Annotated in this window: 24 protein-coding genes; 19 read left to right on the forward strand and 5 right to left on the reverse strand. The window is 63.8% G+C overall.

Annotated features, from left to right (window positions below; all coding sequences use genetic code 11):
* Nucleotides 1-8: 8 nt before the first annotated feature.
* From GTP44_RS18530 to GTP44_RS18560, 7 genes are read left to right on the forward strand one after another with little or no spacing between them, the layout of a single operon-like run.
* Nucleotides 9-503 carry a flagellar basal body-associated FliL family protein gene (locus GTP44_RS18530; RefSeq protein WP_161020584.1) on the forward strand — a complete coding sequence of 165 codons (495 nt, stop codon included), beginning with the start codon at nucleotides 9-11 and terminating at the stop codon, nucleotides 501-503.
* A 31-nt stretch (nucleotides 504-534) separates the two neighbouring features.
* Nucleotides 535-1,272, forward strand: a complete 738-nt coding sequence (locus GTP44_RS18535) for a FliA/WhiG family RNA polymerase sigma factor (RefSeq protein ID WP_161020585.1) — start codon at nucleotides 535-537, stop codon at nucleotides 1,270-1,272.
* Nucleotides 1,273-1,324: 52 nt separating this feature from the next.
* Nucleotides 1,325-2,242 carry a flagellar motor stator protein MotA gene (gene motA, locus GTP44_RS18540; protein ID WP_160990124.1) on the forward strand — a complete coding sequence of 306 codons (918 nt, stop codon included), beginning with the start codon at nucleotides 1,325-1,327 and terminating at the stop codon, nucleotides 2,240-2,242.
* Entirely contained in the window at nucleotides 2,226-3,275 is a 1,050-nt protein-coding gene (locus GTP44_RS18545) for a flagellar motor protein MotB (RefSeq protein WP_161020586.1), read from the forward strand. Before motA ends, GTP44_RS18545 begins: the two co-directional genes overlap by 17 nt.
* Nucleotides 3,276-3,314: 39 nt before the next feature.
* Nucleotides 3,315-3,590 (forward strand): flagellar biosynthesis anti-sigma factor FlgM, encoded by a 276-nt coding sequence (flgM, locus tag GTP44_RS18550; protein WP_161020587.1) that lies wholly within the window; start codon nucleotides 3,315-3,317, stop codon nucleotides 3,588-3,590.
* Nucleotides 3,587-4,036, forward strand: a complete 450-nt coding sequence (gene flgN, locus GTP44_RS18555; RefSeq protein ID WP_371867261.1) for a flagellar export chaperone FlgN — start codon at nucleotides 3,587-3,589, stop codon at nucleotides 4,034-4,036. Before flgM ends, flgN begins: the two co-directional genes overlap by 4 nt.
* Nucleotides 4,023-4,799, forward strand: a complete 777-nt coding sequence (locus GTP44_RS18560) for a glucosaminidase domain-containing protein (protein WP_161020588.1) — start codon at nucleotides 4,023-4,025, stop codon at nucleotides 4,797-4,799. The genes flgN and GTP44_RS18560 overlap by 14 nt, the downstream gene beginning before the upstream one ends.
* Here GTP44_RS18560 and flgA read toward each other — a convergent pair.
* Entirely contained in the window at nucleotides 4,780-5,493 is a 714-nt protein-coding gene (gene flgA, locus GTP44_RS18565; protein ID WP_229256973.1) for a flagellar basal body P-ring formation chaperone FlgA, read from the reverse strand. The two genes, GTP44_RS18560 and flgA, sit on opposite strands and share 20 nt — an antisense overlap.
* Before the next feature lie 164 nt (nucleotides 5,494-5,657).
* On the opposite strand from flgA, the gene flgB reads away from it, so the two are divergent.
* From flgB to GTP44_RS18625, 12 genes are all read left to right on the forward strand, one after another.
* Nucleotides 5,658-6,020: a flagellar basal body rod protein FlgB gene (flgB, locus tag GTP44_RS18570; RefSeq protein WP_160990119.1), complete on the forward strand. Its 363-nt coding sequence runs from the start codon at nucleotides 5,658-5,660 to the stop codon at nucleotides 6,018-6,020.
* Between the two features lie 13 nt (nucleotides 6,021-6,033).
* Nucleotides 6,034-6,456, forward strand: a complete 423-nt coding sequence (gene flgC, locus GTP44_RS18575; RefSeq protein ID WP_160990118.1) for a flagellar basal body rod protein FlgC — start codon at nucleotides 6,034-6,036, stop codon at nucleotides 6,454-6,456.
* Nucleotides 6,457-6,458: 2 nt separating this feature from the next.
* Nucleotides 6,459-7,139 carry a flagellar hook capping FlgD N-terminal domain-containing protein gene (locus GTP44_RS18580; protein WP_161020590.1) on the forward strand — a complete coding sequence of 227 codons (681 nt, stop codon included), beginning with the start codon at nucleotides 6,459-6,461 and terminating at the stop codon, nucleotides 7,137-7,139.
* A 10-nt stretch (nucleotides 7,140-7,149) separates the two neighbouring features.
* Nucleotides 7,150-8,418, forward strand: coding sequence for a flagellar hook protein FlgE (locus GTP44_RS18585; protein ID WP_161020591.1), 1,269 nt, complete (start codon nucleotides 7,150-7,152; stop codon nucleotides 8,416-8,418).
* A 10-nt stretch (nucleotides 8,419-8,428) separates the two neighbouring features.
* Nucleotides 8,429-9,157, forward strand: a complete 729-nt coding sequence (locus GTP44_RS18590) for a flagellar basal body rod protein FlgF (RefSeq protein ID WP_161020592.1) — start codon at nucleotides 8,429-8,431, stop codon at nucleotides 9,155-9,157.
* 50 nt (nucleotides 9,158-9,207) lie between these two features.
* Complete coding sequence (gene flgG, locus GTP44_RS18595; RefSeq protein ID WP_202424140.1) at nucleotides 9,208-9,999, forward strand: flagellar basal-body rod protein FlgG; 792 nt, start codon at nucleotides 9,208-9,210, stop codon at nucleotides 9,997-9,999.
* On the forward strand, nucleotides 9,999-10,664 hold the full coding sequence (flgH, locus tag GTP44_RS18600; RefSeq protein WP_161020593.1) for a flagellar basal body L-ring protein FlgH: 666 nt from the start codon (nucleotides 9,999-10,001) through the stop codon (nucleotides 10,662-10,664). The genes flgG and flgH overlap by 1 nt, the downstream gene beginning before the upstream one ends.
* Nucleotides 10,665-10,690: 26 nt before the next feature.
* Nucleotides 10,691-11,803 carry a flagellar basal body P-ring protein FlgI gene (locus tag GTP44_RS18605; protein ID WP_161020594.1) on the forward strand — a complete coding sequence of 371 codons (1,113 nt, stop codon included), beginning with the start codon at nucleotides 10,691-10,693 and terminating at the stop codon, nucleotides 11,801-11,803.
* A 9-nt stretch (nucleotides 11,804-11,812) separates the two neighbouring features.
* On the forward strand, nucleotides 11,813-12,241 hold the full coding sequence (locus GTP44_RS18610; RefSeq protein ID WP_161020595.1) for a rod-binding protein: 429 nt from the start codon (nucleotides 11,813-11,815) through the stop codon (nucleotides 12,239-12,241).
* Between the two features lie 93 nt (nucleotides 12,242-12,334).
* Nucleotides 12,335-13,744 (forward strand): flagellar hook-associated protein FlgK, encoded by a 1,410-nt coding sequence (gene flgK, locus GTP44_RS18615; protein WP_161020596.1) that lies wholly within the window; start codon nucleotides 12,335-12,337, stop codon nucleotides 13,742-13,744.
* 11 nt (nucleotides 13,745-13,755) lie between these two features.
* The gene (flgL, locus tag GTP44_RS18620) at nucleotides 13,756-14,655 is read left to right on the forward strand and encodes a flagellar hook-associated protein FlgL (RefSeq protein ID WP_161020597.1); all 900 of its coding nucleotides are present in this window, start codon (nucleotides 13,756-13,758) and stop codon (nucleotides 14,653-14,655) included.
* A 34-nt stretch (nucleotides 14,656-14,689) separates the two neighbouring features.
* Nucleotides 14,690-15,760, forward strand: a complete 1,071-nt coding sequence (locus GTP44_RS18625) for a hypothetical protein (RefSeq protein ID WP_161020598.1) — start codon at nucleotides 14,690-14,692, stop codon at nucleotides 15,758-15,760.
* Here the strand turns inward: GTP44_RS18625 and GTP44_RS18630 are convergent.
* The 4 genes from GTP44_RS18630 to ltrA form a co-directional block, all read right to left on the reverse strand.
* Nucleotides 15,757-17,874: a putative bifunctional diguanylate cyclase/phosphodiesterase gene (locus GTP44_RS18630; RefSeq protein ID WP_371867262.1), complete on the reverse strand. Its 2,118-nt coding sequence runs from the start codon at nucleotides 17,872-17,874 to the stop codon at nucleotides 15,757-15,759. The genes GTP44_RS18625 and GTP44_RS18630 overlap by 4 nt on opposite strands.
* A 75-nt stretch (nucleotides 17,875-17,949) precedes the next feature.
* On the reverse strand, nucleotides 17,950-18,357 hold the full coding sequence (locus tag GTP44_RS18635) for a hypothetical protein (protein WP_161020600.1): 408 nt from the start codon (nucleotides 18,355-18,357) through the stop codon (nucleotides 17,950-17,952).
* Nucleotides 18,358-18,439: 82 nt separating this feature from the next.
* A complete protein-coding gene (locus GTP44_RS18640; RefSeq protein ID WP_202412748.1) occupies nucleotides 18,440-19,162 on the reverse strand; it encodes a YcbK family protein in 723 nt (240 codons plus the stop codon).
* Between the two features lie 128 nt (nucleotides 19,163-19,290).
* Entirely contained in the window at nucleotides 19,291-21,000 is a 1,710-nt protein-coding gene (gene ltrA, locus GTP44_RS18645; protein ID WP_161020610.1) for a group II intron reverse transcriptase/maturase, read from the reverse strand.
* Nucleotides 21,001-21,714: the final 714 nt, after the last annotated feature.

Genomic DNA, 21,714 nt, shown 5'->3' on the forward strand with positions numbered 1-21,714 from the left:
TCTGTTAAATGAAGAATATGAAAATCATCATCGCCTTTGTACTGGTCGCCGTGGTCGGCGCCGCTGTGGCCGGAGGCGCGGTGTGGTACATGTCGAAAGGCGGCGACGAGCACGCTGAAGAAAGCAAGGACAGCAAAGACAGCAAGAAAAAGCCGAAAAAGGAAGAAAAAAAGAAATCCGAATTGCCGCCAAAGTACCTGACGGTGGACAAGGTGGTGGTGATGCTGCGCCATGAACCGGGCGAGAACGTGACCCACTATCTGTCGGCCGACCTGGTGGTCGCGACCGACGCCAAGCGCGAGAAGGAAACCAAGGAAAACCTGCCGATGCTGCGCAGCGTGGCGGTGAAGACCCTGTCCAACCTGCCGATGGCCAGCGCGCGCGTGATGACCATCGACCAGTTTGCCGCGGAACTGAACAAGTCCTTCGACCATGCGTTCGACGAAGAGGGACGCGAAAAGCCGTTTGACGAAGTCATGATTGGCAAACTCATCGTCGAGTAAGCCGGGACGCATGAACACCAGTGGAGCGGGCATGGGCTACGTAGAAGAATTCACAGACGCTTACGCGGAAAGCTACAGTGAGCACGGCAGCGCGCCGGCGCCGCACAGCTTGGCCGACGAACAGAAGCATCTGATGGCGTATGCGCCGCTGGTCAAGCGCATCGTGCGCCAGCTCAACTCGCAGATCGCCGGCGCCATCGACCGCGACGACATGGAGCAGATCGGCTTGATGGGCCTGCTCGAAGCGCTGCGCCGCTACGGCGAACCGGACGCCGCCTTCGGCAGCTACGCCAGCCTGCGCGTGCGGGGCGCCATCCTTGACGAGCTGCGCCGCCAGGACTGGCGTCCGCGCGCGGTACGCCAGCAAAGCCACAAGCTGCGCGACGCGGTGCGCGCCCTCACCCGCAAGCTCGGCCGCGAGCCCAGCGAGCAGGAAATCATCAGCGGGTTGAACCTGACGGCGGACGCCTACCAGGCCTACCTGATGGACGAGAACGCCGAGCTGATCGCCAGCTTCGACGACCTGCTGCAGGACAGCGTCAGCAACGACAGCGCGCCCAGCCCGGAAGAGCAGCTGATGGTGCGGCGCAGCCTGGAGCAGGCGCTGCGCGGCCTCGACGAGCGCGAACAGCGGGTGGTGCAGATGTATTACGAGTTCGAGCTGAGCTACAAGGAAATCGCCGCCGTGCTGGACCTGACCGACGCCCGCGTCTGTCAGCTCAACAAGGCGGCGCTGAACAAAATGAAAGCAGTTCTGCAAAGCGCCTGAGCGGGCGCGGTGTGGCAGAGATTGAAAAAATGACGCGGAAAGGCGAATCATCATGCAGCAAATAGTCGGTCTTCTCATAGTCTTAGGCAGCGTCTTCGGCGGCTTCTTCATGATGGGCGGCGCCTTCCATCAAATCTGGCAACCGATCGAGCTGATCGTCATTGCCGGCGCCGGCATGGGCGCGCTGGTGATCGGCAACCCCAGCCACGTGCTGAAGGAGATGATGACCCAGATCAAAAAGATCATCACCAAGAAGAAATACGACTCCGAGTTCCAGCGCCAGTTGCTGCTGCTGATGTACGAACTGCTGCAACTGGCCGCCGGTGGCCTGAAGGCGCTCGACGCCCACGTCGAGGCGCCCAAGGACAGCCCGGTGTTCCAGCGCTATCCGCGCGTGCTGGAAGAGCCGAAACTGCTGGCCTTCATCGTCGACAACTTCCGCCTGATGGCGATGGGCAAGATCAACGCACACGAGCTCGAAGGCGTGCTGGAACAGGAACTGGAAGCCATCCACACCGAGCTGGAGCAGCCGGCCAAGTCACTCGGCAAGATCGGCGAGGCGATGCCGGGCTTCGGCATTCTGGCCGCCGTGCTGGGCATCGTGATCACCATGAACACCGTCAACGAAGGCGCGACCTCGGGCGAGATCGCCGAGCACGTCGGCGCCGCCATGGTCGGCACCTTCATTGGTATTTTCTTCTGCTACGGTCTGATCGACCCGCTGTGCAATATGATGAAACAGCTGATCAACTCGGAAGCGTCGAACAAGGAAACCGTCAAGGTGGTGCTGGTGACCCACGTCGCCGGCAAGCCGCCGCTGCTGGCGATCGACGCCGGCCGCCGTCTGGTGGCGCTCAACATCAAGCCGAGCTTCGCCCAGCTGGAACGCTGGATCAACGATCTGGAAGGCCGCGACAGCGGCTCGTCGGACAATTCTGGTCGCGGAGGACGTGGTGCTAAAGCCGCATGACAAGGCGCATGACCAGACCATCGTCAAGCGCGGTGGCGGCAAGCACAAACACGACGACCACGGCGGCGCCTGGAAGGTGGCGTTCGCCGACTTCTGCCTGGCGCTGATGTGCCTGTTCCTGGTGCTGTGGCTAATGGCGGCGCGCAACACCGAATCGCTGGAACAGATCCTGACCGAGGCCGACGGCGCCAAGACCGACCAGGGCAAAGGCGTCATGCCGGAGCAGGTGGGCGGCCCGCGCGGCAGCCTGATCGACCGCTTCCCGATGCCGCACTTCGGCAACACCGAATCCGACGGCAAGCAAAAGTCCAAGGCCGAGGACACCGACGAGCCGACCAAGGAGCCGGCCGACGACGCCCCCACCGCGCCGATCACGCCCACGTCCAAGGTCAAGTACGAGAGCCCGGACGACCTGCAGGCGCTGTCGAAAGCGCTGACCAAGATGAGCGCCGAGTTCGGCCTGACCTCGAATCTGGAGGCGGTGATCACGCCCTACGGCTTGCGCGTGATGCTGCATGACACTGACCGCCAGGGCATGTTCGTGCGCGGCAGCGCGGTGCCGACCGACCGTTTCCGCTCGCTGTTGCGCAAGATGGGGCCACTGTTCCGGCAAATGGAAAACCAGATGCTGATCGTTGGCCACACCGATTCGCTGCAGTACGCCGACACCAGCTACGCCGCCTTCTCCAACTGGACGCTGTCGGCCAACCGCGCCATGTCGGCCCGCTCGCAGCTGCTGGCCGGCTCGATGAATCCGGAATCGGTGCTGCAGGTGGTGGGCATGGCCGACCGCGCGCCGCTCGACACCAAGCGCGCCGACGCCGGCGTCAACCGCCGCATCGAACTGCTGATCCTGACCACCGCCCAGGCCAGGACGATCGCCGCGATGTTCGGCATGCCGGACAACCGCAGCACGCTGATCCAGGATGTCGACACCGCATTGCCGGACGCGACGCTGCTGCAGAAACTGCGCAACCAGCTCAGCGGCCAGTCGGAAAACAGCCCGCTGCGCGATCCGCGCCGCAACAAATAAGACCGCCGTATGGAAACCAAGCCAACCCGAGGCACCCGTATGAGAATCACGACCCCTACCCCCAACGGCGGCATGGCCGTCCAACGCGTGGCCGAGGCCGCCCCCGCCGACGCCACCGACGCCGTGGTCGCGCCCGCCGCCGCGCCCATGCAATCGTCCGTCATGCAACCGGCGCTGCAGGCCATGCGCGACATGCCGGAGATCGACCAGGAAAAAGTCGACATGCTGCGCAACGCGCTGGCCAACGGCGATCTGCCGTTCGATCCGGCCAAGCTGGCCGGTCTGATCCAGCGTTTCCACGGGAGCGAGAAGTGACCCCTGGTAGCATCAGCATTGCCAACCTGAGCCGGCAGGACGCGATGCGCGCGCTGCTGGCCGGCATCGCCGCCGATCTGCAGGCCTATCCGCAATTGGAACAGGCGCTGCAGCAGCAGTTCGACGCCGCGCTGCGCCACAAGTCGGCCGACCTGGCCGCCGCCGCCGAGGCTATCACGACGCTAGTTGACGCGATGCAGCAACGCCGTGCCGAGCGCGTCGCGCTGGTACAACGTTTAGTTGGTGAAACTGGCAATATGGTCCAGGCTTTTGCCTTGCTGAAAAGCCCGGCCCGCGAGAAAATGGAGGCGGACTGGACATCGCTGGAAGCGGCGGTGATCGAGTGCAAACGTCTCAGCAAGCGCAACGGCGATTTGCTGGCCGAGCAATACACCATCATGCAGCGCGTGCTGCATGGCGAGGAGCAAATCTATGCGCCAGCTTAGTGGGCTCGCCACGGGGATGCAAGCCACCGCACCCACTGCCGCCACCGTATCGAACGTCAGCGCCAGCCGCCCCACCGCGGCCACCGGCGGCTTTGCGCCCGCCGGCGCCTTCCATACCACGTTCCAGCAGGTGCAGGCCGACGTCGCCAGCTACATCGCCCATGGCGACGGCGGCTTCCGCCAGGACGCCGCTGCCACTTCCCAGGCGATGAGCCTGCAAGCCATGGCGCTGCGCAACCGCGCCGGCGCCGGCCTCGACACGGATGGCGTCGACAGCGACACCCAGCAGCAATTCCTGGCCTCGATCAAGCCGTGGGCGCAGGAAACCGCCAGCAAGCTGGGCGTGACGCCCGAGTTGGTGGCCGCGCACGCCGCGCTGGAATCGGGCTGGGGCAAGCAGCCATTGAAGAACGGCCCGGCCAACACCAACAACCTGTTCGGCCTCAAGGCCGGCGGCGGCTGGCAGGGCGAGGTGGCACTGGCCAGCACCACCGAATATGAACAAGGCGCCATGCTGCGCAAGACCGAGCGCTTCCGCAGCTATCCCGACACCGCCAGCGCCTTCCGCGACTATGCCGATCTGCTGACCAGCAATCCGCGCTACGCGGCCGCCCTCAACACCGGCAGCGATGCCCGCGCCTTCGCCAGCGGCCTGGCCCGGGCCGGCTATGCCACCGACCCCAACTATGCAGACAAACTGAGCAAGGTGGCCGCGCAATTGCAGCGCGGCGGCACGCTCAGCCCTACTCCGACGGAGAATTAGCCGTGGCCGGCGCCGTCAGCGGAGTCACCGTGCCAGCGCCCGCCACCCGGGCGCGAATCACCGTGCCGTTGGCGTTGCGCACCCGCACCGCGTCGCCGCGGGCGCCGCTGTCGAGCGCGTCGCCGGCCATGCTGACCTCGATCTGCTCGTGGCGCGCCACGATCACCACCGGCTGGCCGCGTTTGACCAGCGTCGGCGCCGTCAGCACCGCGCGGCGCAACACCTCGCCGGCGCGCAAGCCGCGCTTGCCGCTCATGCCCACCACCTCGCCGGGATCGCCGATGCTGTCGGTGATCGATGAGATATCGTGGCGCTCCAGCAACACATCTTCGTCTGCCAGAACTTTCCCCGGCGCCAAGTCGCTTGCCATTACCACAATGCGCGCCGACACCTGCGCGCGCACGATGAACTCATATCGCCAGCCGTTGTTGCCGGCGCAAACGGCGACGAAACGCATGCGCGCCGGCAGCCGCGTCTCGGCGCCCTGCGCCGTCACCGGGCCGGCGCAGCCCGTCAATGGCCGCGTTCCGGGCACGACGGTGATGCCGAACTGTGGTTCGACCAGGCCGGCGTTCTCGGCCCAGCGCGCGATATGCTGGCGCGCCGCCGCCTCGACAATGACCGGCACCTGCGCCGCCGCCACCGGCCCGGCGGCCGACCAGGCGACAGAAAATGGAATGCAACATAGCGACATCAGAGCCGAAACAGTTACAATAGATTTGTTGAACATGAGCAATACCTCTACTATGATGCCGAGACGGTGGCGCTGGCGAGCGCCCGGCCGTCATTCTACATGGCACGTAGCGGATCTGAGTCATGCAACCGTGTTTTACTGCAACGTCCACAAGGAGAAGAACAATGGGCATTAACTTCAAAGATGCGGCCGGCCTGCATGCCGACGCGCTGGCCTTGCGCGCCGAGCGCACGCGCATCCTGGCGGCCAACATCGCCAATGAGAACACGCCCGGCTTCCAGGCCCAGGACATGGACTTCGGCGCCACGCTGGCCAATGTCCAGGCCGAGGCCAACGGCGACCTCGGCGATGGCGGCGACAGCGCCCGCCTGTACCGCGTGCCCTACCACCCGACGCGCGACGGCAACACCGTCGAGATCGGCGTCGAGCAGGCCGCGTTCTCGCAGAACGCCACCGATTTCCAAACCAGCCTGACCTTCGTCAACATGAAGTTCAAGGGGCTGGCCAAGGCCATCGCCGGCCAGTAAGCGAGGAGCGCGCATGTCCTTCAAGAATATTTCAGAAATCGCCGGCTCGGCCATGGCGGCGCAGTCGGTCCGCCTCAATACCATCGCCAGCAACCTGGCCAACGCCGATTCGGTGGCCGCCACCGAGGGCGAGACCTACCGCGCGCGCAAGCCGGTGTTCGCCGCCGTCATGGGCGACAGCGCGCAGGGCATGAACAGCGCCGGCGGCAAGGTCCAGGTGCTCGACGTGGTCGAGTCATCCGAGCCGCTGCGCCAGGTCTACGAACCGGGCAACCCGATGGCCAACGCCGAGGGCATGGTGTTCTACCCCAACGTCAACCAGGTGGCCGAGATGACCGACATGATGTCGGCCTCGCGCGCCTTCGAGACCAATGTTGAAGTTCTCGGCCGCATCCGCACGATGCAGCAGTCCCTCCTTAAACTCGGCGAAGGCTAATCATGGCAGTCAGTCTCCTTAACAACGGCGGCACCAACACCGCGACCACCAGCGGCACCAGCATCACCGGCAACAGCGCCAGCCAGGCTTCCGACATGTTCACCAAGCTGCTGGTGGCGCAAATCCAAAACCAGGACCCGCTGTCGCCGACCGATCCGGCCCAGTTCGTCCAGCAGTTGACCCAGCTGTCGCAGACCGAAACGCTGCAGAACCTGTCCAACCTGACCAGCGCCAACTCCAGCATCCTGCAGAGCATGCAGGTGCTGTCGCTGGGCCAGCAGGTCGGCAGCAATGTCATGGCCGAGACCGATACGGTCAAGCTCGACGGCGAGACCGCCGTCAGCGGTCAGGTCACGCTGGAGGCGGCCAGCAGCGACACCAAGCTGGTGCTGACCGGCAGCGACGGCGTCAGCCACACCATCAACCTCGGCGTGCAAGCACCGGGCACGGTGCCGTTCAAGATCGACCCGGCCAAGCTGGGCCTGGAAGAAGGCAGTTACACCATGAAGGTCACCACCAGTGGCGGCACGGCGCCGGCGATCGACATCCAGGGCCGCCTGAACAGCGTGCGCCTGGGCGCCAGCGGCGGCGTGGTGCTCAATGTTGGCAACGTCGGCGAAACCACCACCGCCGCCATCACCGCTTTTAACGGTCCCGCGACCGCCACTCAATCCACTCTCTAAGGATCAGATCATGAGTTTTGATATCGCATTGTCGGGCATCCAGGCCATCAATCAATCGCTGGACGTCACCAGCCACAACATCGCCAACGCCGGCACTTACGGCTACAAGGCCAACCGCGCCAACTTCGCCACGCTGGTGGCCGGCAATCAGCTAACCGGCGTGCAGGTCGGCTCGGTGACGCAGAACATCGGCAAGTCGGGCGGCATCCTCAACACCGGCCGCACGCTGGACGCCTCGATCAGCGGCCGCGGCTTCTTCGTCACCCGCGCCGACGACAACTCGCTGCAGTACACCCGTGTCGGCATCTTCGACAGCTCGCTCGACGGCTACCTGGTCGACGCCTCCGGCCGCCGCGTGCAGGGTCGCGCGATAACGCCACCGAGCACCGAACTGGGCGCCGAGGGCGACCTGAAGATCCCCAACGGCGCCATCCCGGCCCAGGCGACCACCAAGGCTACCTATATCGGCAACCTGTCGTCCGACTGGAAAGTAATCACCACGCTACCCGACTCCACCACCATCACGCCCGACACGCCCCCGGATAGCTCAACCTACAATATGTCGAAAGTGACCAATATCTACGACACCTTGGGCAAGCAGCACTCGTTGACCCAGTACTTCAGCCTGTCGGGTACGGGCAAGGTCGCGATTACCTATGCGCTCGATGGCAATGGCATCACGGACACCATGGTGCTCAATTTCGACCCCGCCACCGGCCAGCTGTCGCAGGCCGATCCGGCCGCTCCGGTACCGATCACCGCCACACTCGACCTGCCATCGATCGACACGACGGCACCAGCCTCATGGCCGAACTTCGTCAGCGGCGCCAAGCTGCAAAAAGTCACGATCGACTACACCGGCACCACTTTCTTCTCGGGCGAGTCGTCGACCGCCACCAACACCCCGGCCGACGGCTACTCGGCCGGCACCTTCTCCGGCGTGTCGCTGGGTGACGACGGTTCGGTGATCGCCAAGTACAGCAACGGCCTGACCCAGACGGTCGGCAAGGTGGTGCTGGCCACCTTCGCCAACGAAGGCGGCCTGACCCAGATCAGCGACACCAGTTGGCTGGCCTCGGCCGAATCGGGCGTGGCCAACACCGACGTGGCCGGCGTCGGCAACAACGGCAAGATCAACGTCAGCACGCTGGAACAGTCGAACGTCGACATCACCTCGGAACTGGTCGGGCTGATGACCTCGCAGCGCAACTACCAGGCCAACTCCAAGGTCATCCAGACCGAGAGCACCATGTTGCAATCGCTGATGCAGGCGATCTGAGGACTGACGCATGGATGCGCTGATTTACACCGCCATGAGCGGGGCCGAGCGGGCCCTGCGCGGGCAGCAGGTACACGCCAACAACCTGGCCAACGCCGACACCAACGGCTTCCGCGCCAACATGGAGCAGTCGGCGGCGCAAACCGTCAACGGCTATGGCTACGCCGACCGCCACCTGGCGCAGTTGCAGGCCAACAACGTCTCGACCAAGCCGGGCGTAATGAAAAGCACCGGCCGCGAGCTTGACGTGGCGGTGGCCGGCGCCGGTTTCCTGACGGTGCAGAGCGCCGGCGGCGAAGCCTATACCCGCGCCGGCGGCATGGCGCTGGACGAAAACGGCACACTGCGCATCAACGGCAACGTGGTGCTGGGCGAAGGCGGCCCGATCTCGCTGCCCGAGTACAGCCGCATCGACATCGGCAACGACGGCACCATCTCGATCCAGGCGCCCGGCACCACCACCATGCAAACCATCGACAAGTTGCGCCTGGTGAAGGCCGAGGCGTCCGAGCTGACCAAGAATGAACAAGGGCTGCTGGTCGCGCGCGACGGCAATCCGCTGCCCACCGACCCGACCGTGCTGGTGCGGCCCGGCCATCTGGAAGGCAGCAATGTGTCGGCGGTGGAAGAGATGGTCGCGGTGATGAGCCTGAACCGCACGTTTGAAATCCAGATGAAGCTGTTCTCATCGAGCGACTCGATGGTGCAAGCGGGCAACCGCCTGCTCGGCGGCAGCTAAGCCGGCGCACCCCACCTCACCAGAATCACCAGGATCACCAGGGAGAAATCATGAATCCAGCAATGTGGATCAGCAAGACCGGCGTTCAGGCGCAGGACCAGAAACTGCAAGCCATCGCCAACAATCTGGCCAACGCCAACACCGTCGGCTTCAAGCGCGACCGCGTGGTGTTCGAAGACCTGTTCTACTCGGTCGAGCAGCAGCCGGGCGCGCAACGCGCCGACAACAACACGCTGGCGCCGTCCGGTGTACAACTGGGCAACGGCGTGCACATGGTCGGCACGCAAAAAGTCTTCACCCAGGGCATCCTGCAAACCACCGGCCGCGAGATGGACATCTCGGTCATGGGCAATGGCTTCCTGTCGGTGCGCCAACCGGATGGCACCACCGCCTACACCCGCGCCGGCCAGTTGCAGCGCGACGCCAACGGCATCCTGGTCAACGCCCAGGGCCTGCCGCTGATCCCGCAGATCACCGTGCCGGCCAACGCCACCGCGCTCAGCATTGGCGAGGATGGCACCGTGTCGGCCAAGGTGGCCGACAACGTCGCGCCGCAGGTGCTGGGCCAGCTGACGCTGACCTCCTTCATCAACCCGACCGGCCTGCTGGCGCTGGGCGAGAACCTGTTCGCCGAAACGCCGTCGTCGGGCACGCCGACCGAGGGCCAGCCGGGCACCGCCCAGTGGGGCCGCATCAAGCAGGGCACACTGGAAGGCTCGAACGTGCAGGTGGTCGAGGAGATGGTCGACATGATCGCCGCCCAGCGCACCTACGAGATGAACACCAAGGTGCTGTCGGCGGCCGACAATATGCTGCAATACCTGGCGCAGGCGGCACGCTGATGAAACAGGCCGTCACCGCCCTGCTCGCGACCATGTCGCTGGCCGGCTGCGCCGCATTGCAGCCGCCGGCGGTGCGTCCCGGGCCGTCCGACGAGCCGCCGGCGGTCAACCGCGGCACGGCGCCGCGCGGCGTCTCCGGCGGCGTGTTCAGTCCCGACCTGGGCATGTCGCTGACCTCGGACAGCCGCGCCTTCCGCGTCGGCGACATCGTCACCATCATCCTGCAGGAAACCACGCAGGCCAGCAAGAAGGCCGGCACCAGCTTCTCGAAACAGTCTGCCGACAACATCAACGCTCCCAACTTGCTGGGCAAGAGCTTCCCCAAGGCGGCGATCGGCCTCGGCGCGACCAACACCTTCGCCGGCGACTCCACCAGCACCCAGCAGAACGCGCTGAGCGGCGCCATCACCGTGATCGTGCAGGAAGTGCTGCCGAACGGCCTGCTGCGCGTGTCCGGCGAAAAAAACCTGACCCTGAACAACGGCGAGGAATTCGTCCGCCTGCGCGGCTACCTGCGCGCGGCCGACATCGACGCCGACAACCAGGTGTCGTCGCAACGCATCGCCAACGCCCGCATCGCCTACTCGGCGCAGGGCACGCTGGCCGACGTCCAGCAGCCGGGCTGGCTGACGCGCTTCTTCACCGGCCCGCTGATGCCGTTTTGAGTTTGATTAGAAAGACGGGGGACCCCATGAAATTCCGCAAGCTTATCGCCTGCTCGCTGGCCCTGCTGCTCGCCGCCGGTGCCACCATGCCGGCGCAGGCCGCCCAGGCGCTGCGCAATCTGGTCGCCATTGAAGGCGTGCGCGACAATCCGCTGGTCGGCTACGGCCTGGTGGTCGGCCTGAACGGCAGCGGCGACTCGACCCAGGTCAAGTTTTCCAGCCAGTCCGTCATCAATATGCTCAAGCAGTTCGGCGTCAAGGTACCGGACGGCACCGACGCCAAGTCGAAGAACGTCGCCACCGTGATGGTGTCGGCGGTGTTCCCGCCCGGCTACCGCAAGGGCCAGCCCATCGACGTCGTGGTGTCGTCGATGGGCGACGCCAAAAGCCTGCGCGGCGGCGCCCTGCTGCTGACGCCATTGCGCGCGGCCGACGGCGAAACCTACGCGCTGGCGCAGGGTAACGTGGTGGTCGGCGGCTTCAGCGCCCAGGGCAAATCGGGCTCGTCGATTACGGTCAACACCCCGACCTCGGGCCGGATTCCCAGCGGCGCCACCATCGAGCGTGAAATTCCCACCGATTTCAACAGCAAGCCGACGGTGCGCCTGTCGCTGCGCCACCCGCACTTCCAGACCGCGATCAACATCGTCGACTCGATCAACAAGCGCTTCGGCGACATCGCCACCGCCAGCGACGCCACCAGCGTCGACGTGGTGGCGCCCAACAATCCGACCCAGCGCGTGGCCTTCATGGCCAAGCTCGAAGCGATGAATGTCGATGTCGGCGAGGACGCGCCGAAAGTGGTGTTCAACTCGCGCACCGGCACCGTGGTGATCGCCGATGGCCTGCGCGTGCGCGCCGCCGCCGTCACCCACGGCTCGCTGAAAGTGGTGATTTCCGAGTCGACCCGCGTCAGCCAGCCGAACGCGCTGGCCGGCGGCCAGACCGTGGCCTCGCCGCAGTCGCAGGTGAGCGCCGACCAGGGCCCGGCGCAGATGTTCAAGTGGCCGGCCGGCGCCAAGCTGCAATCGATCATCGATGTCGTCAACAGCCTGGGGGCGACGCCGGACGACATCATGGCCATCCTGCAGGCGCTCGACCAGGCCGGCGCCATCGAAGGCGAACTGGTGGTTATTTAAGGAGACGCGATGAGCTACGACAACAGCCAGTTTTCCCCGTCCCGCCTGCTGGCCAACGGCACCGCCGGCCAGTTGAACCCGAACGCGGTGACGCCGCTGCCGGCGGCGGTCGGTGACACGGTCGATCCCGCCTACCGCGCCAAGGCGGTGGAGGCGGCGGTCAAGTTTGAAAGTTTCTTCATCGGCAAGATGTTGCACCAGATGCGCGACGGCACCCGCGCCTTCGCCGCCGACGACAGCCCGAACAAGAGCCGTATTAACGACGACATGCTCGACATGGCCGACAACCTGGTGGCCGACCAGCTGGCCAACCGGCGCGCCTTCGGCGTGGCCGACGCCGTCCTGCGCCAGTTGTTGCCGTCGCCAGCGACGAGCGTAGCCAAGAGCAATGTTTCCGAATCGCAAAATTTATCAGCAACGCTTAATCAGCAGCAATAATCGGTCGCCTGTTACTGCTATCGGACCGGTGGGCGCGCGCCCTGTTGCAGCGCTCCACGGGCCCCTCGGACTTCACCAGGAAAGACCCGCACCATGAGCATTTCGAACAACGCCCTGTCCGGCGCCCTGGCCGCCCAGGCGGCCCTGAACACCGTCAGCCAGAATATCGCCAACGCGCAGACCAAGGGCTACACCCGCCAGGGCGCGCTGTTGCAAGCGGTGGCCCCGGACGCCGGCAACCTGTCGCCGGGCAGCGGTGTGCAGGTCGGCTTGCTGCTGCGCTTCAGCGACTCCTACAAGCTGCAGCAGATGTGGCGCTCGAATTCCGAGCAGGGTTACCGCGAGCAGGTGCAGCCTTACCTGACGCAGATGGAAACCGTGATGAGCGGCAGCAAGTCGAGCATCAGCTATGGCATCGACACCTTCTTCAAGGCGCTCAACGCGGCCGGCGTCGACCCGACCTCCAGCCCGCTGCGCCAGCAGGTGATCACGGCGGCCGATTCCATGGCGCAGCAGTTCAACTCGATTTACAGCGTCACCGCCAACCAGGTGGTTTCGGTACAGCAGCAACAGAGCGCGATTCTGCCATCGCTCAACGAGTCGCTGGCCAGCATCGCCGCGCTCAACAAGCAGATCGTGGCGGTCGGCGTCAGTGGCACCAACACGTCGGCGCTGAGGGACCAGCGCGAACAACTGATCGATGGGGTAGCGCGCCAGGTCGGCGTGGAGGTGGTCAACAACCCTGACGGCAGCGTCAATGTCTCGCTGAAGAGCGGCCAGCCGCTGGTGGCCGGCTTCGCCGCCGCCACGCTGAACTTCTCCAGCAAGACCGAGCCGCTGGACCCGGCGGACCCGGGCGGTCCGACGCGCACCGTGTCGGTGCTGATGCTGAACTACCAGAACACCAAGTTCCCGCTGGACGAGGCCCAGGTCGGCGGCCAACTGGGCGGTCTGGGCAACTACAAGAACACCACGCTGCTGCCGCTGCAGACCTCGATCCGAGAGATCGCCGAGCAAATGTCGGCCAAGGTCAATACCGCGCTGAAGAATGGCACCAAGAGCGACGGCACGCAGGGCACCGAGCTGCTGGTATTCAATCCTGAAAGCGCCACCGGATTGCTGGCCGTCGCGGACGGCTTCAAGACCACCGACCTGGCCTTCGCCAAGGACGGTACGCCGGGCGACAGCAGCAACCTGCAGGACCTGGTCGACATCAAAGGGCAGAAGATCACCCTGACCGGGCTGGGCGACGTGCTGCTGGGCGATGCCGACACCCAGATCGTCGGCAAGCTGGGCATCGACAGCCAGCAGAACAAGGCGCTGCTGGCGACCGCCACCACCATCCGTTCGCAAGCCGAGGATGACTGGAAGTCGACCAGCGCGGTCAACACCGACGAGGAAGCCATCAACCTGATGGAGTTCCAGAATATGTACCAGGCGAACATGAAGGTCATCGCGGTGGCCAACACGCTGTTCGACGCCACACTGCAAATGTTCGGTTAAGGAGCTACCAGATGCGCATCGCCACCAGCCAATTCCAGGCCACCATGACCCGCAGCCTGCAGAGCAATCAGGGCGCGCTCGCGTCGCTGACCAACCGCATGGCCAGCGGCAACAAGATCGACGTGCCGTCGGACGACCCGGTCACCGCCGTGCGCCTGTCGCGCCTGGACCGCGAACAAGCCATCGTCGGCCAGTACCGCGACAATATCGCCGCCATCAAGATCCGTCTGGCCAGCAACGAGACCTATCTGCAAAGTATGGTCAACGACATCACCCAGAGCCACGACCTGCTGGTCTGGGCGTCCGACGCCAGCAACACGCCGGACGACCTGAAGTCGATGACGTCCACCATGACCGCGCTGCGCGATAGCCTGTTTTACTCCGCCAACCAAAAGGACCAGGAGGGCCGCTACATCTTCTCCGGCACGCTGACCGACAGCCCGGCCATCACCTTTGATGAGAACGGCACGCCGCGCTACACGTTCACCGGCAACACCAAAGAACAGAAATCGGTGGTCGGTAACGGCATCAGCCAGACCGTCAACGTCGACGTCAAAGGCCTGGATGATCTGCTGAACTTAATGGACAACACGATTCGCACGCTGTCCGACCCGGCCAGCTCCGGCCAGGACGTGAAGACCGTGCTGGCAGCCAACATGGACGGCGCATCGAGCACGCTGGAACTGGTCGCCGGCAAGATCGCCAGCTTCGGCGGCGCGCAAAACGTCATGGCCACGCTGGACGGCAACCACGCCAGCGTCGCCCTGTCCAACAGCACCGCGATCCTCGATCTGGGCGCGCTCGACATGACCGAGGCCGCCACCGAGCTGAATGGCTATAATAATGCGCTGCAGGCGTCCTACAAGGCGTATTCGAAGATCGCCAACCTGTCGCTGTTTAATGTGCTGTAAACCACTTCCTGTCACCCTTTAGTCCCATACGCGCATGCAAATCTCATCCACCTCCACGCCGCAAGTCATTGTTCCGGGCACGCAGCACGCCGGCAATGCCGGCAATGCCGGCAATGCCGCCGCGGTGGACGGCACGGCGCTGGGGCTGAACGGCGAGAACGCGGCGACCGCGACCCCGGTCAATCCGACGCCCACGGCGGCGGCCCCGCTGCGCCGCGGCCTGAGCAACTGGGACCAGCCGCTGCAGGGTGACATCTCCGGCGCCCAGCAGGCGCTGGATTTCCTCGAACAAAGCGCCGCCCAGCTGCGCAACCTGAAGGCCGACCTGAGCGCCCGCCTGGCCAACCGCCAGCGCGCCGACGGCATGCTGGAGGCGCGTGTGCGCCAGTTCAGCAACAGCTGGCGCAACCGCGGCGCCGCCTCCGGCGGCACGCTGGACGCGCAACTGAAATTCAACGCCAAGGGCAGCGAGACCAGCTTCACCGTGCGCGGCATGAACCTGAGCAACCTGCGCGCCGGCGGCCGCGAAGTGATCGCGATGACGGTCGGCGGCGGCCAGAACGTCCGTTCGGTGGTGCTGGAGGCCGGCCTGTCGGACGTGCAGATCGCCCAGCGCTTTGACGAGGCCTTGTCGCCGGCCGGCGTGCGCGCCCGCCTCAACGACGACGGCCAGCTGGAATTCACCACGCCGGAAGCGCAGTGGAGCACGGTGCGCGACACCATCGCCGTACAAGGCGGCGGCATCCGTTTTCCGACCGGGCAACTGAACCGCGTGAAGGCGGAGGCGGCATCGGCGCAAGTGGAACCGGAAACCTGGCAGGTGACCGACTCCGAAGCTATCCGCAGCACGCTGGCACAGGTGGTGGGCGCACTGGCCAAGGTCGAGCAGTCGATCGCCTCGGTGCGCCAGGCGCTGGCGCAGGTGGCCGCGCGCGTGCAAAACGCGGCGCCGGCGGCGAGCGCCAGCGGCATGGACCAGGTGGCGCAGAATTTCGTCACCACCAGCAAGAAGCCCGGCTACCAATCGCTGCTGTCGATCACCTCGGCGCTGGCCGGCATCAGCCGCGAGCGCGTGCTGTCTCTGCTCAGCCTGCGCAACGGCTAATGCAGTAACGGCAGGCCGCGCCTGGCGAGCGCCCCCAGCGCCTCGGCCGGCAACGCGCCGGCAAACACATAGCCCTGCGCATAATCGCAGCCGGCCATCGACAACAGTCCGCTTTGCGCCGCCGTTTCCACCCCTTCCGCCACCACCCGCAACCCCAGCTTGTGCGCCATGACGATCAACGCCTCGCACAGCGCCAGCTCGCCGCTGTCGGACGCCAGTTGCCGGACGAAGCTGCGGTCGAGCTTGAGCACATCGATGCCGGCGTGGCGCAGGTGCGACAGCGACGAATAGCCGGTGCCGAAGTTGTCCAGCGCCACCAGCAAGCCCATCTCGCGCAGGTCGCGCAGCCGTTCGGCGGCCGGCGAGCGCCCTTCCATCAGCAAGCCCTCGGTGATTTCCAGCACCATGCTGCGCGCCGGCAGTCCCAGCGCGGCGGCGTGGCGCAGCCATTGCAGGTAGAGGTCGGTGTCGCCGCGCAGCTGCGCCGGCGACTGGTTGATGCTGACCTGGAAGCCGGCCCCGAGTTCGTCCTGCCAGCGGCGCGCCTGCCGCGCCGCCTGGCGAAACACCCAGTCGCCGATTTCCAGCATCAGACCGCCGGATTCGGCCGCCGGCAGGAATTCGGCCGGCGTCAGCAGGCCGCGCTGCGGATGACGCCAGCGCAGCAAGGCCTCGGCGCGCTCGATCTTGCCGTTGCCCAGGTTGACGATGGGCTGGTAATGCAGTTCGAACTGGCCCTGCTGCAAGGCCGTGCGCAGGTCCAGCGCATCCTGCTGGCGCGCCTGCGCCGCCCGTTGCAGGTCGCGCGTGAAATAGCTGTAGCGGTTACGCCCCTCCTGCTTGGCGGCGTACATGGCCTGGTCGGCGCTGCGCAGCAGCTCTTCCGGCGTGGTGGCGTCCGACGGATACAAGGCGATGCCGATGCTGGCCGACACCGACGACCGCGCGGCCCCCAGCGTGAACGGCTGGTTCAGCAGCGCCAGCATGTTCTGCGCGATGCGCTCGACGCCGCTGGCCTGCTCCAGCCCGGACAGCAGCACCGTGAACTCGTCGCCGCCCAGCCGCGCCACCGTATCGGAATTGCGCACGCACAGCGTAATGCGGCGCGCCGCCTCCACCAGCAGCGCATCGCCCTGATCATGGCCGAGCGTATCGTTGACCTGCTTGAAGCCGTCGAGGTCAATGAACAGCAGCGCCAGCAGCATGCCCTCGCGACGCGCCTTCTTCAGCTCCTGGTCCAGCCGGTCCTGGAACATGTGGCGGTTGGGCAGCGCCGTCAGCGCATCGAAATTGGCCTGTTGCCAGATCAGCTCGGCAGAGGCGCGGCTGTCGGTGATGTCGGTCACCAGCGCCAGCGCGCCGCGGTAGCCGCCGTCGGCGTCGACGATCGGCTTGATGGCCAGCGTGGTCCACAGGTCGCGCCCGTCCTTGCGGAGGAACTTGAATTCGCGGCGCTCGGCCTGGTCGTGCCGGCGCTGCGCCAGATTGTGCTCCAGCAGCCGGCGGCCCTCGTCGTCCATGAACGCCACCAGCGGCTGCTCCAGCATATCCTCGATGTTGTAGCCGAGCAGCTGCGCCATCTTCGGATTGACGAAGCTGGTGCGGGCGGCGGCGTCGATTTCCCAGACGCCCTCCTCGGCGTAGTGAACGATGCGGCGCAGGCGTTCCTCGCTGCGCGTCAGCGCCGCCAGCCGGCCCTCGGCCGGTTCCAGCACCACGCGCAGGCCCTGGCGGCTGCTGTCGGCGCTGGCCTCCAGCACGACCGGAAAGCCCTGCTGGCCGTGACTGTGGCGCAATTGCAGATGACATTGCTCGGCTTGGCCGCTATTGACGGCGCGGCGCAGGAAACGGTCGAAATCGTCGTGGAAGCGCGACGCCACGAACTGGCGCAGCGTGGCGCGCTCCGGATTGGCGCGCCGCAGGCCGAGCAAATCGGCCGCCACCACATTCATCTGCAGGATGGTGGTGTCGAACGACAGCACCAGATAGCCCATCGGCGCCAGCAGATGCAGCTCATTGAACGCCGCCGCCGCGTCGCCGCTGTCGGGTACGGCATAGGACGCGACCGTCGCCTGTTCGCCTACCACCGACAAGCCCGGTGGCTCTGTGTGCACAGTCTTCTCCATACGCTCCCTTTATTGATGTCATTAGACTAACATCAACCATGGGAGAATGTCGAGGGGCGGCGCTTACCAGGCGCCCATGCGGCCGCGCAGGCCAAAGTTGTGACCCACTACCAGGATCGAACTGGCGATCAGGCCGCTCAGCCCGATCATCAGTTGCACCAGCTTATCGTCCGGCAGCACCCACATGCGGCCCGGCGGCGCCTCGTGCACGCGGGCGGCGGCCATCATCAACGGCGCTACCCAAGCCGCCTCCTCGGTCACATCCAGCACCAGATGGCCATCCTGCGTGGTCTGCAGGTACAGCTCGCCGCCCTCGGCCAGCGTGAAGCACACGCCGTAGCCGCTCTCGTGCTTGGCGATGTGTTGCTGCAACGCCTGGTTATGTTCCTCGATCCACAGCTCGACGTCGGCCGGCGTTTCCAGATGGCTCCATGGCACTGGCCGGAAGCGCGGCTGATTATTCTCTTGCATACCTGTCCCTTGATTCGGCAAGCCGACAGTTTAATCGATCAGAGGCCCCATCATGAAGAACAAGCACGATGATTGAGCGCGGCTAGCCCTTCCAGGTGCGCTGCAGGCCGGTATCGGCATGGATCCAGCCGCCGCGCGGACCGGCACGGTAATAAAAGCCGACGCCGCCCTGGCGGAAGCTCTTGACCAGTCCGCCCAGCACCTCGGCGTTCAGATTGGCCAGGCGGATGTCCGCCGCGCGGCCCACCATGTGCAGCGACTGGCGCGCGGCCGGCACGCCCGCCTCGCGCAGCTTGGCATTGGAGGCCGGCGTGCGGTAGCCGGACAAAATCTCCAGCGGCGAATCAATGCCGTAGCGCTGCACAAAAGCCTGCGTGCCCCACAGCGTCTCGAACAGCTTGGGATCGATGCTGCGCGCCTCGTTGCCACCGTTGACGTCGCGCATCAGGTGACACAAGTCCTCGTAGGCCGATTGAATGATTTCGCCATCCTTCCAGTACAGCAGCTTGGCGCGCTCCTTGCTGGCGGGCCGCACCACCTCGATGGTGCGCGGGCGCAGCCAGAACTCCAGGTCCAGCGCCTGGGCGTCGAAAATATCCGGCGGCGGGTCCATCATGCCGCTGCCGGACGGCGCCGACTGCTCGGACGCACGCGCCATCTGTTTGGCCGGCTTGGGCGTGGTGTTGGTCATGTTGCTATGCCGCAGCGGCGCGCTGCTGGAAGCGCAACCGATCAGCGGCACAGACAAAAAGCTCGCGGCGGTCAGTCCGACGCCCCGCTGAATGAAATCTCTGCGCGATGCCATAGTTTATCCATCAAAAGGGAGGGTAGGAACGAGCCATTACTGGCTCGCTCCCCCCTCAGAACCGTGCATGCGACTTTCACCGCACACGGCTCAAGCCTATCACGCACCTCTAAAAAGAAATACGCTTGTTAAATTCCCCATACGGGAACCGGCTTTATTACTTTCAAACCCATGCTATGCACTTGGGCGTGACAGTTCGGATGCAACAACACACGATTACTCAAAGCTTCGGTTCCCCCATGCACACGATATTCTATGTGATGGTCATGCGACCCGGTAGCCTTTGTCATCTTGCAGTTACATACCGCACACAAGCCGCCTTGATCGATATACATGCGAATCCACTGTTTTCGGTGACTCATGTTTTCTAACATGCGTTCCTGTTGCAGCGTCTCGCCATACATCTCCCAATCTGGATCAAATGGGTTATACGCCCCCTTGATTTTCTTGTGCCGCTTAATGACAGTCTTGGGAAGGTCATACAATTCCCATAAAACGTTACTGCCATCTTGCGCAACTACTGGCGCAGCAAACACCCAATTCCGACTACCGCTGGAACAGAAATACTTTTCTTTCACCCAAGCGGCATTCTTATTCGGATGCCGTCGCACAGCCCACCGCCAGAGCGCCCTGAAAATCATGCGTCCTACACGGTTGTACGTCTGCTTGGCCACTACGGGGCTGTGATACTGCGCCCAACCTCGTAGTATCGGATTCAACAGATCGATTAACTCTTTCTGCGTCACCGTCTTATGTGTGCTGATCACTTCCTTCACCTTGCGATAGAACGCTTGCGCGTTTTTCTTGCTCGGCTTGATAAGCAGGGTTCCCTGATACTTTCGGAAACTCCACCCTAGAAAATCAAAGCCTTGGGCAATGTGCGTGATGCGCGTTTTCTCCGGCGATAGTTGCAGACCTCGTACTGCGAGGAAAGCAGCTACCCACGGTCGGACTTCATTTTCCAGCACTTCTCGCGAAGCCCCGGTTATGACAAAATCGTCCGCGTATCGAACAACATTCACCTTCGACTTTATAGCTTGGCGCGTTCCTAACTTCCTACGCAGGTAGTCAATCAGCTCCGACTCCAAACCATTCAGCACCACATTCGCCAATGTAGGAGAAATAATCCCTCCTTGCGGCGTACCTGCTGTTGTCTCCTGAAACTGACCTTGATACATCAGGCCAGACCTCAACCACTTGCGCAGAATGTTCTTGTCCATAGGGACATTCGCATTCAACCACTCATGATCGATGTTATCGAAGCAGCCCGCGATATCTGCCTCCAAAACCCATTCAGCCGAAGTCGTCTGGGATAAGGAAACAAACAATTGGGCCATCGCGTCAGCGGTCGAACGATTGCGTCTGAACCCATAGGAATTCGGATCGCTCGTCGATTCTGACACCGGCTCCAACGCCAACAGATACAAAGCTTGCATGGCCCGATCCAGCATCGTGGGTATCCCTAAGGGGCGTTTTTTCCCATTCGCTTTCGGTATATAGATTCTCCGCAGAGGCAGAGGTCTATATCCACGCTGCTTCATCCTGCTAACCGCTAACCACTTCGTTTCAGGCGACTCCCATAGCTCACCATCAACACCTGCTGTACGTTTACCTCGATTCTCGGTAACACGCTTTACCGCCAATAACTTCGCGGACAGCGTGCGAGTCAGCATCCGTTGCAGGGCTTTCACCTTGCGCCATTTGCCTTCCCGCGTTGCCTTCGCAATTCGCATCTGCATCCCTCTTACATTCCGTTCCACTTGCCGCCAATGCACGGCATGCCAATGTTGTGGAATGTCAGAAAGCGCAGACACGTCCGTATGGATATGCACTCTCATGCTGCTTTCCTCCTGTAAATTGAAGTTCACTTCAATTTCACAAGCAGAAAACCATAACGCTCCTTGTGGGAGCGTCCATAGCTCCCACAAGTGAAAATATCCGTTCGGCGAATACCATATCTTGGTATCCATCCTTCACCCAATCCAAGGTAAAGGGTTGGTCAGCCGTCTTGCGACGATAGACCAGATAGAAGTCTGCACCCTTTCAGGTCGGGACAAATCTTGAATCCCTATCCGAACCATTACAGCCCGGCATTCGCTTTCTCTATCCTCCCATGCCCGCTCCCCCAACAGCTTCCCTCACGAGTTGCCTGCCTGTTTCCGATGCTCTGGATAAGGCGAAGAATCGGGTTTTCCACGTTCCCTGCTTATCACACGACTGGGTTAGGGCCTGTCTCTCCTCCGGTAGCTCTGATGACGACGTATTCCGAACATTGAGCGGAATAACCAGCTACATACCATTTTGGTTAGTGCCTAACAGCAGTTTTGGCACATCAGTGATTACGGAGTTTTCAACAATTCACTTACATTACCCATACCAGCCAGCCTAGCCCCTCCACCCCGTTCTGCTCGGAGTTTCCACAACCCTGCCTCACGGCCGGATCATGCCATTGCTGGGGGATACATTGTCAGGAGAGCTTCACACCTTACCGTTACCAGTAACGCATGTCTCCGTAGGCTACTGCTAGTCGCATAACAGGTTCACTAATCATC

Source organism: Duganella lactea, assembly GCF_009857505.1.
Taxonomy (GTDB): domain Bacteria; phylum Pseudomonadota; class Gammaproteobacteria; order Burkholderiales; family Burkholderiaceae_D; genus Rugamonas; species Rugamonas lactea.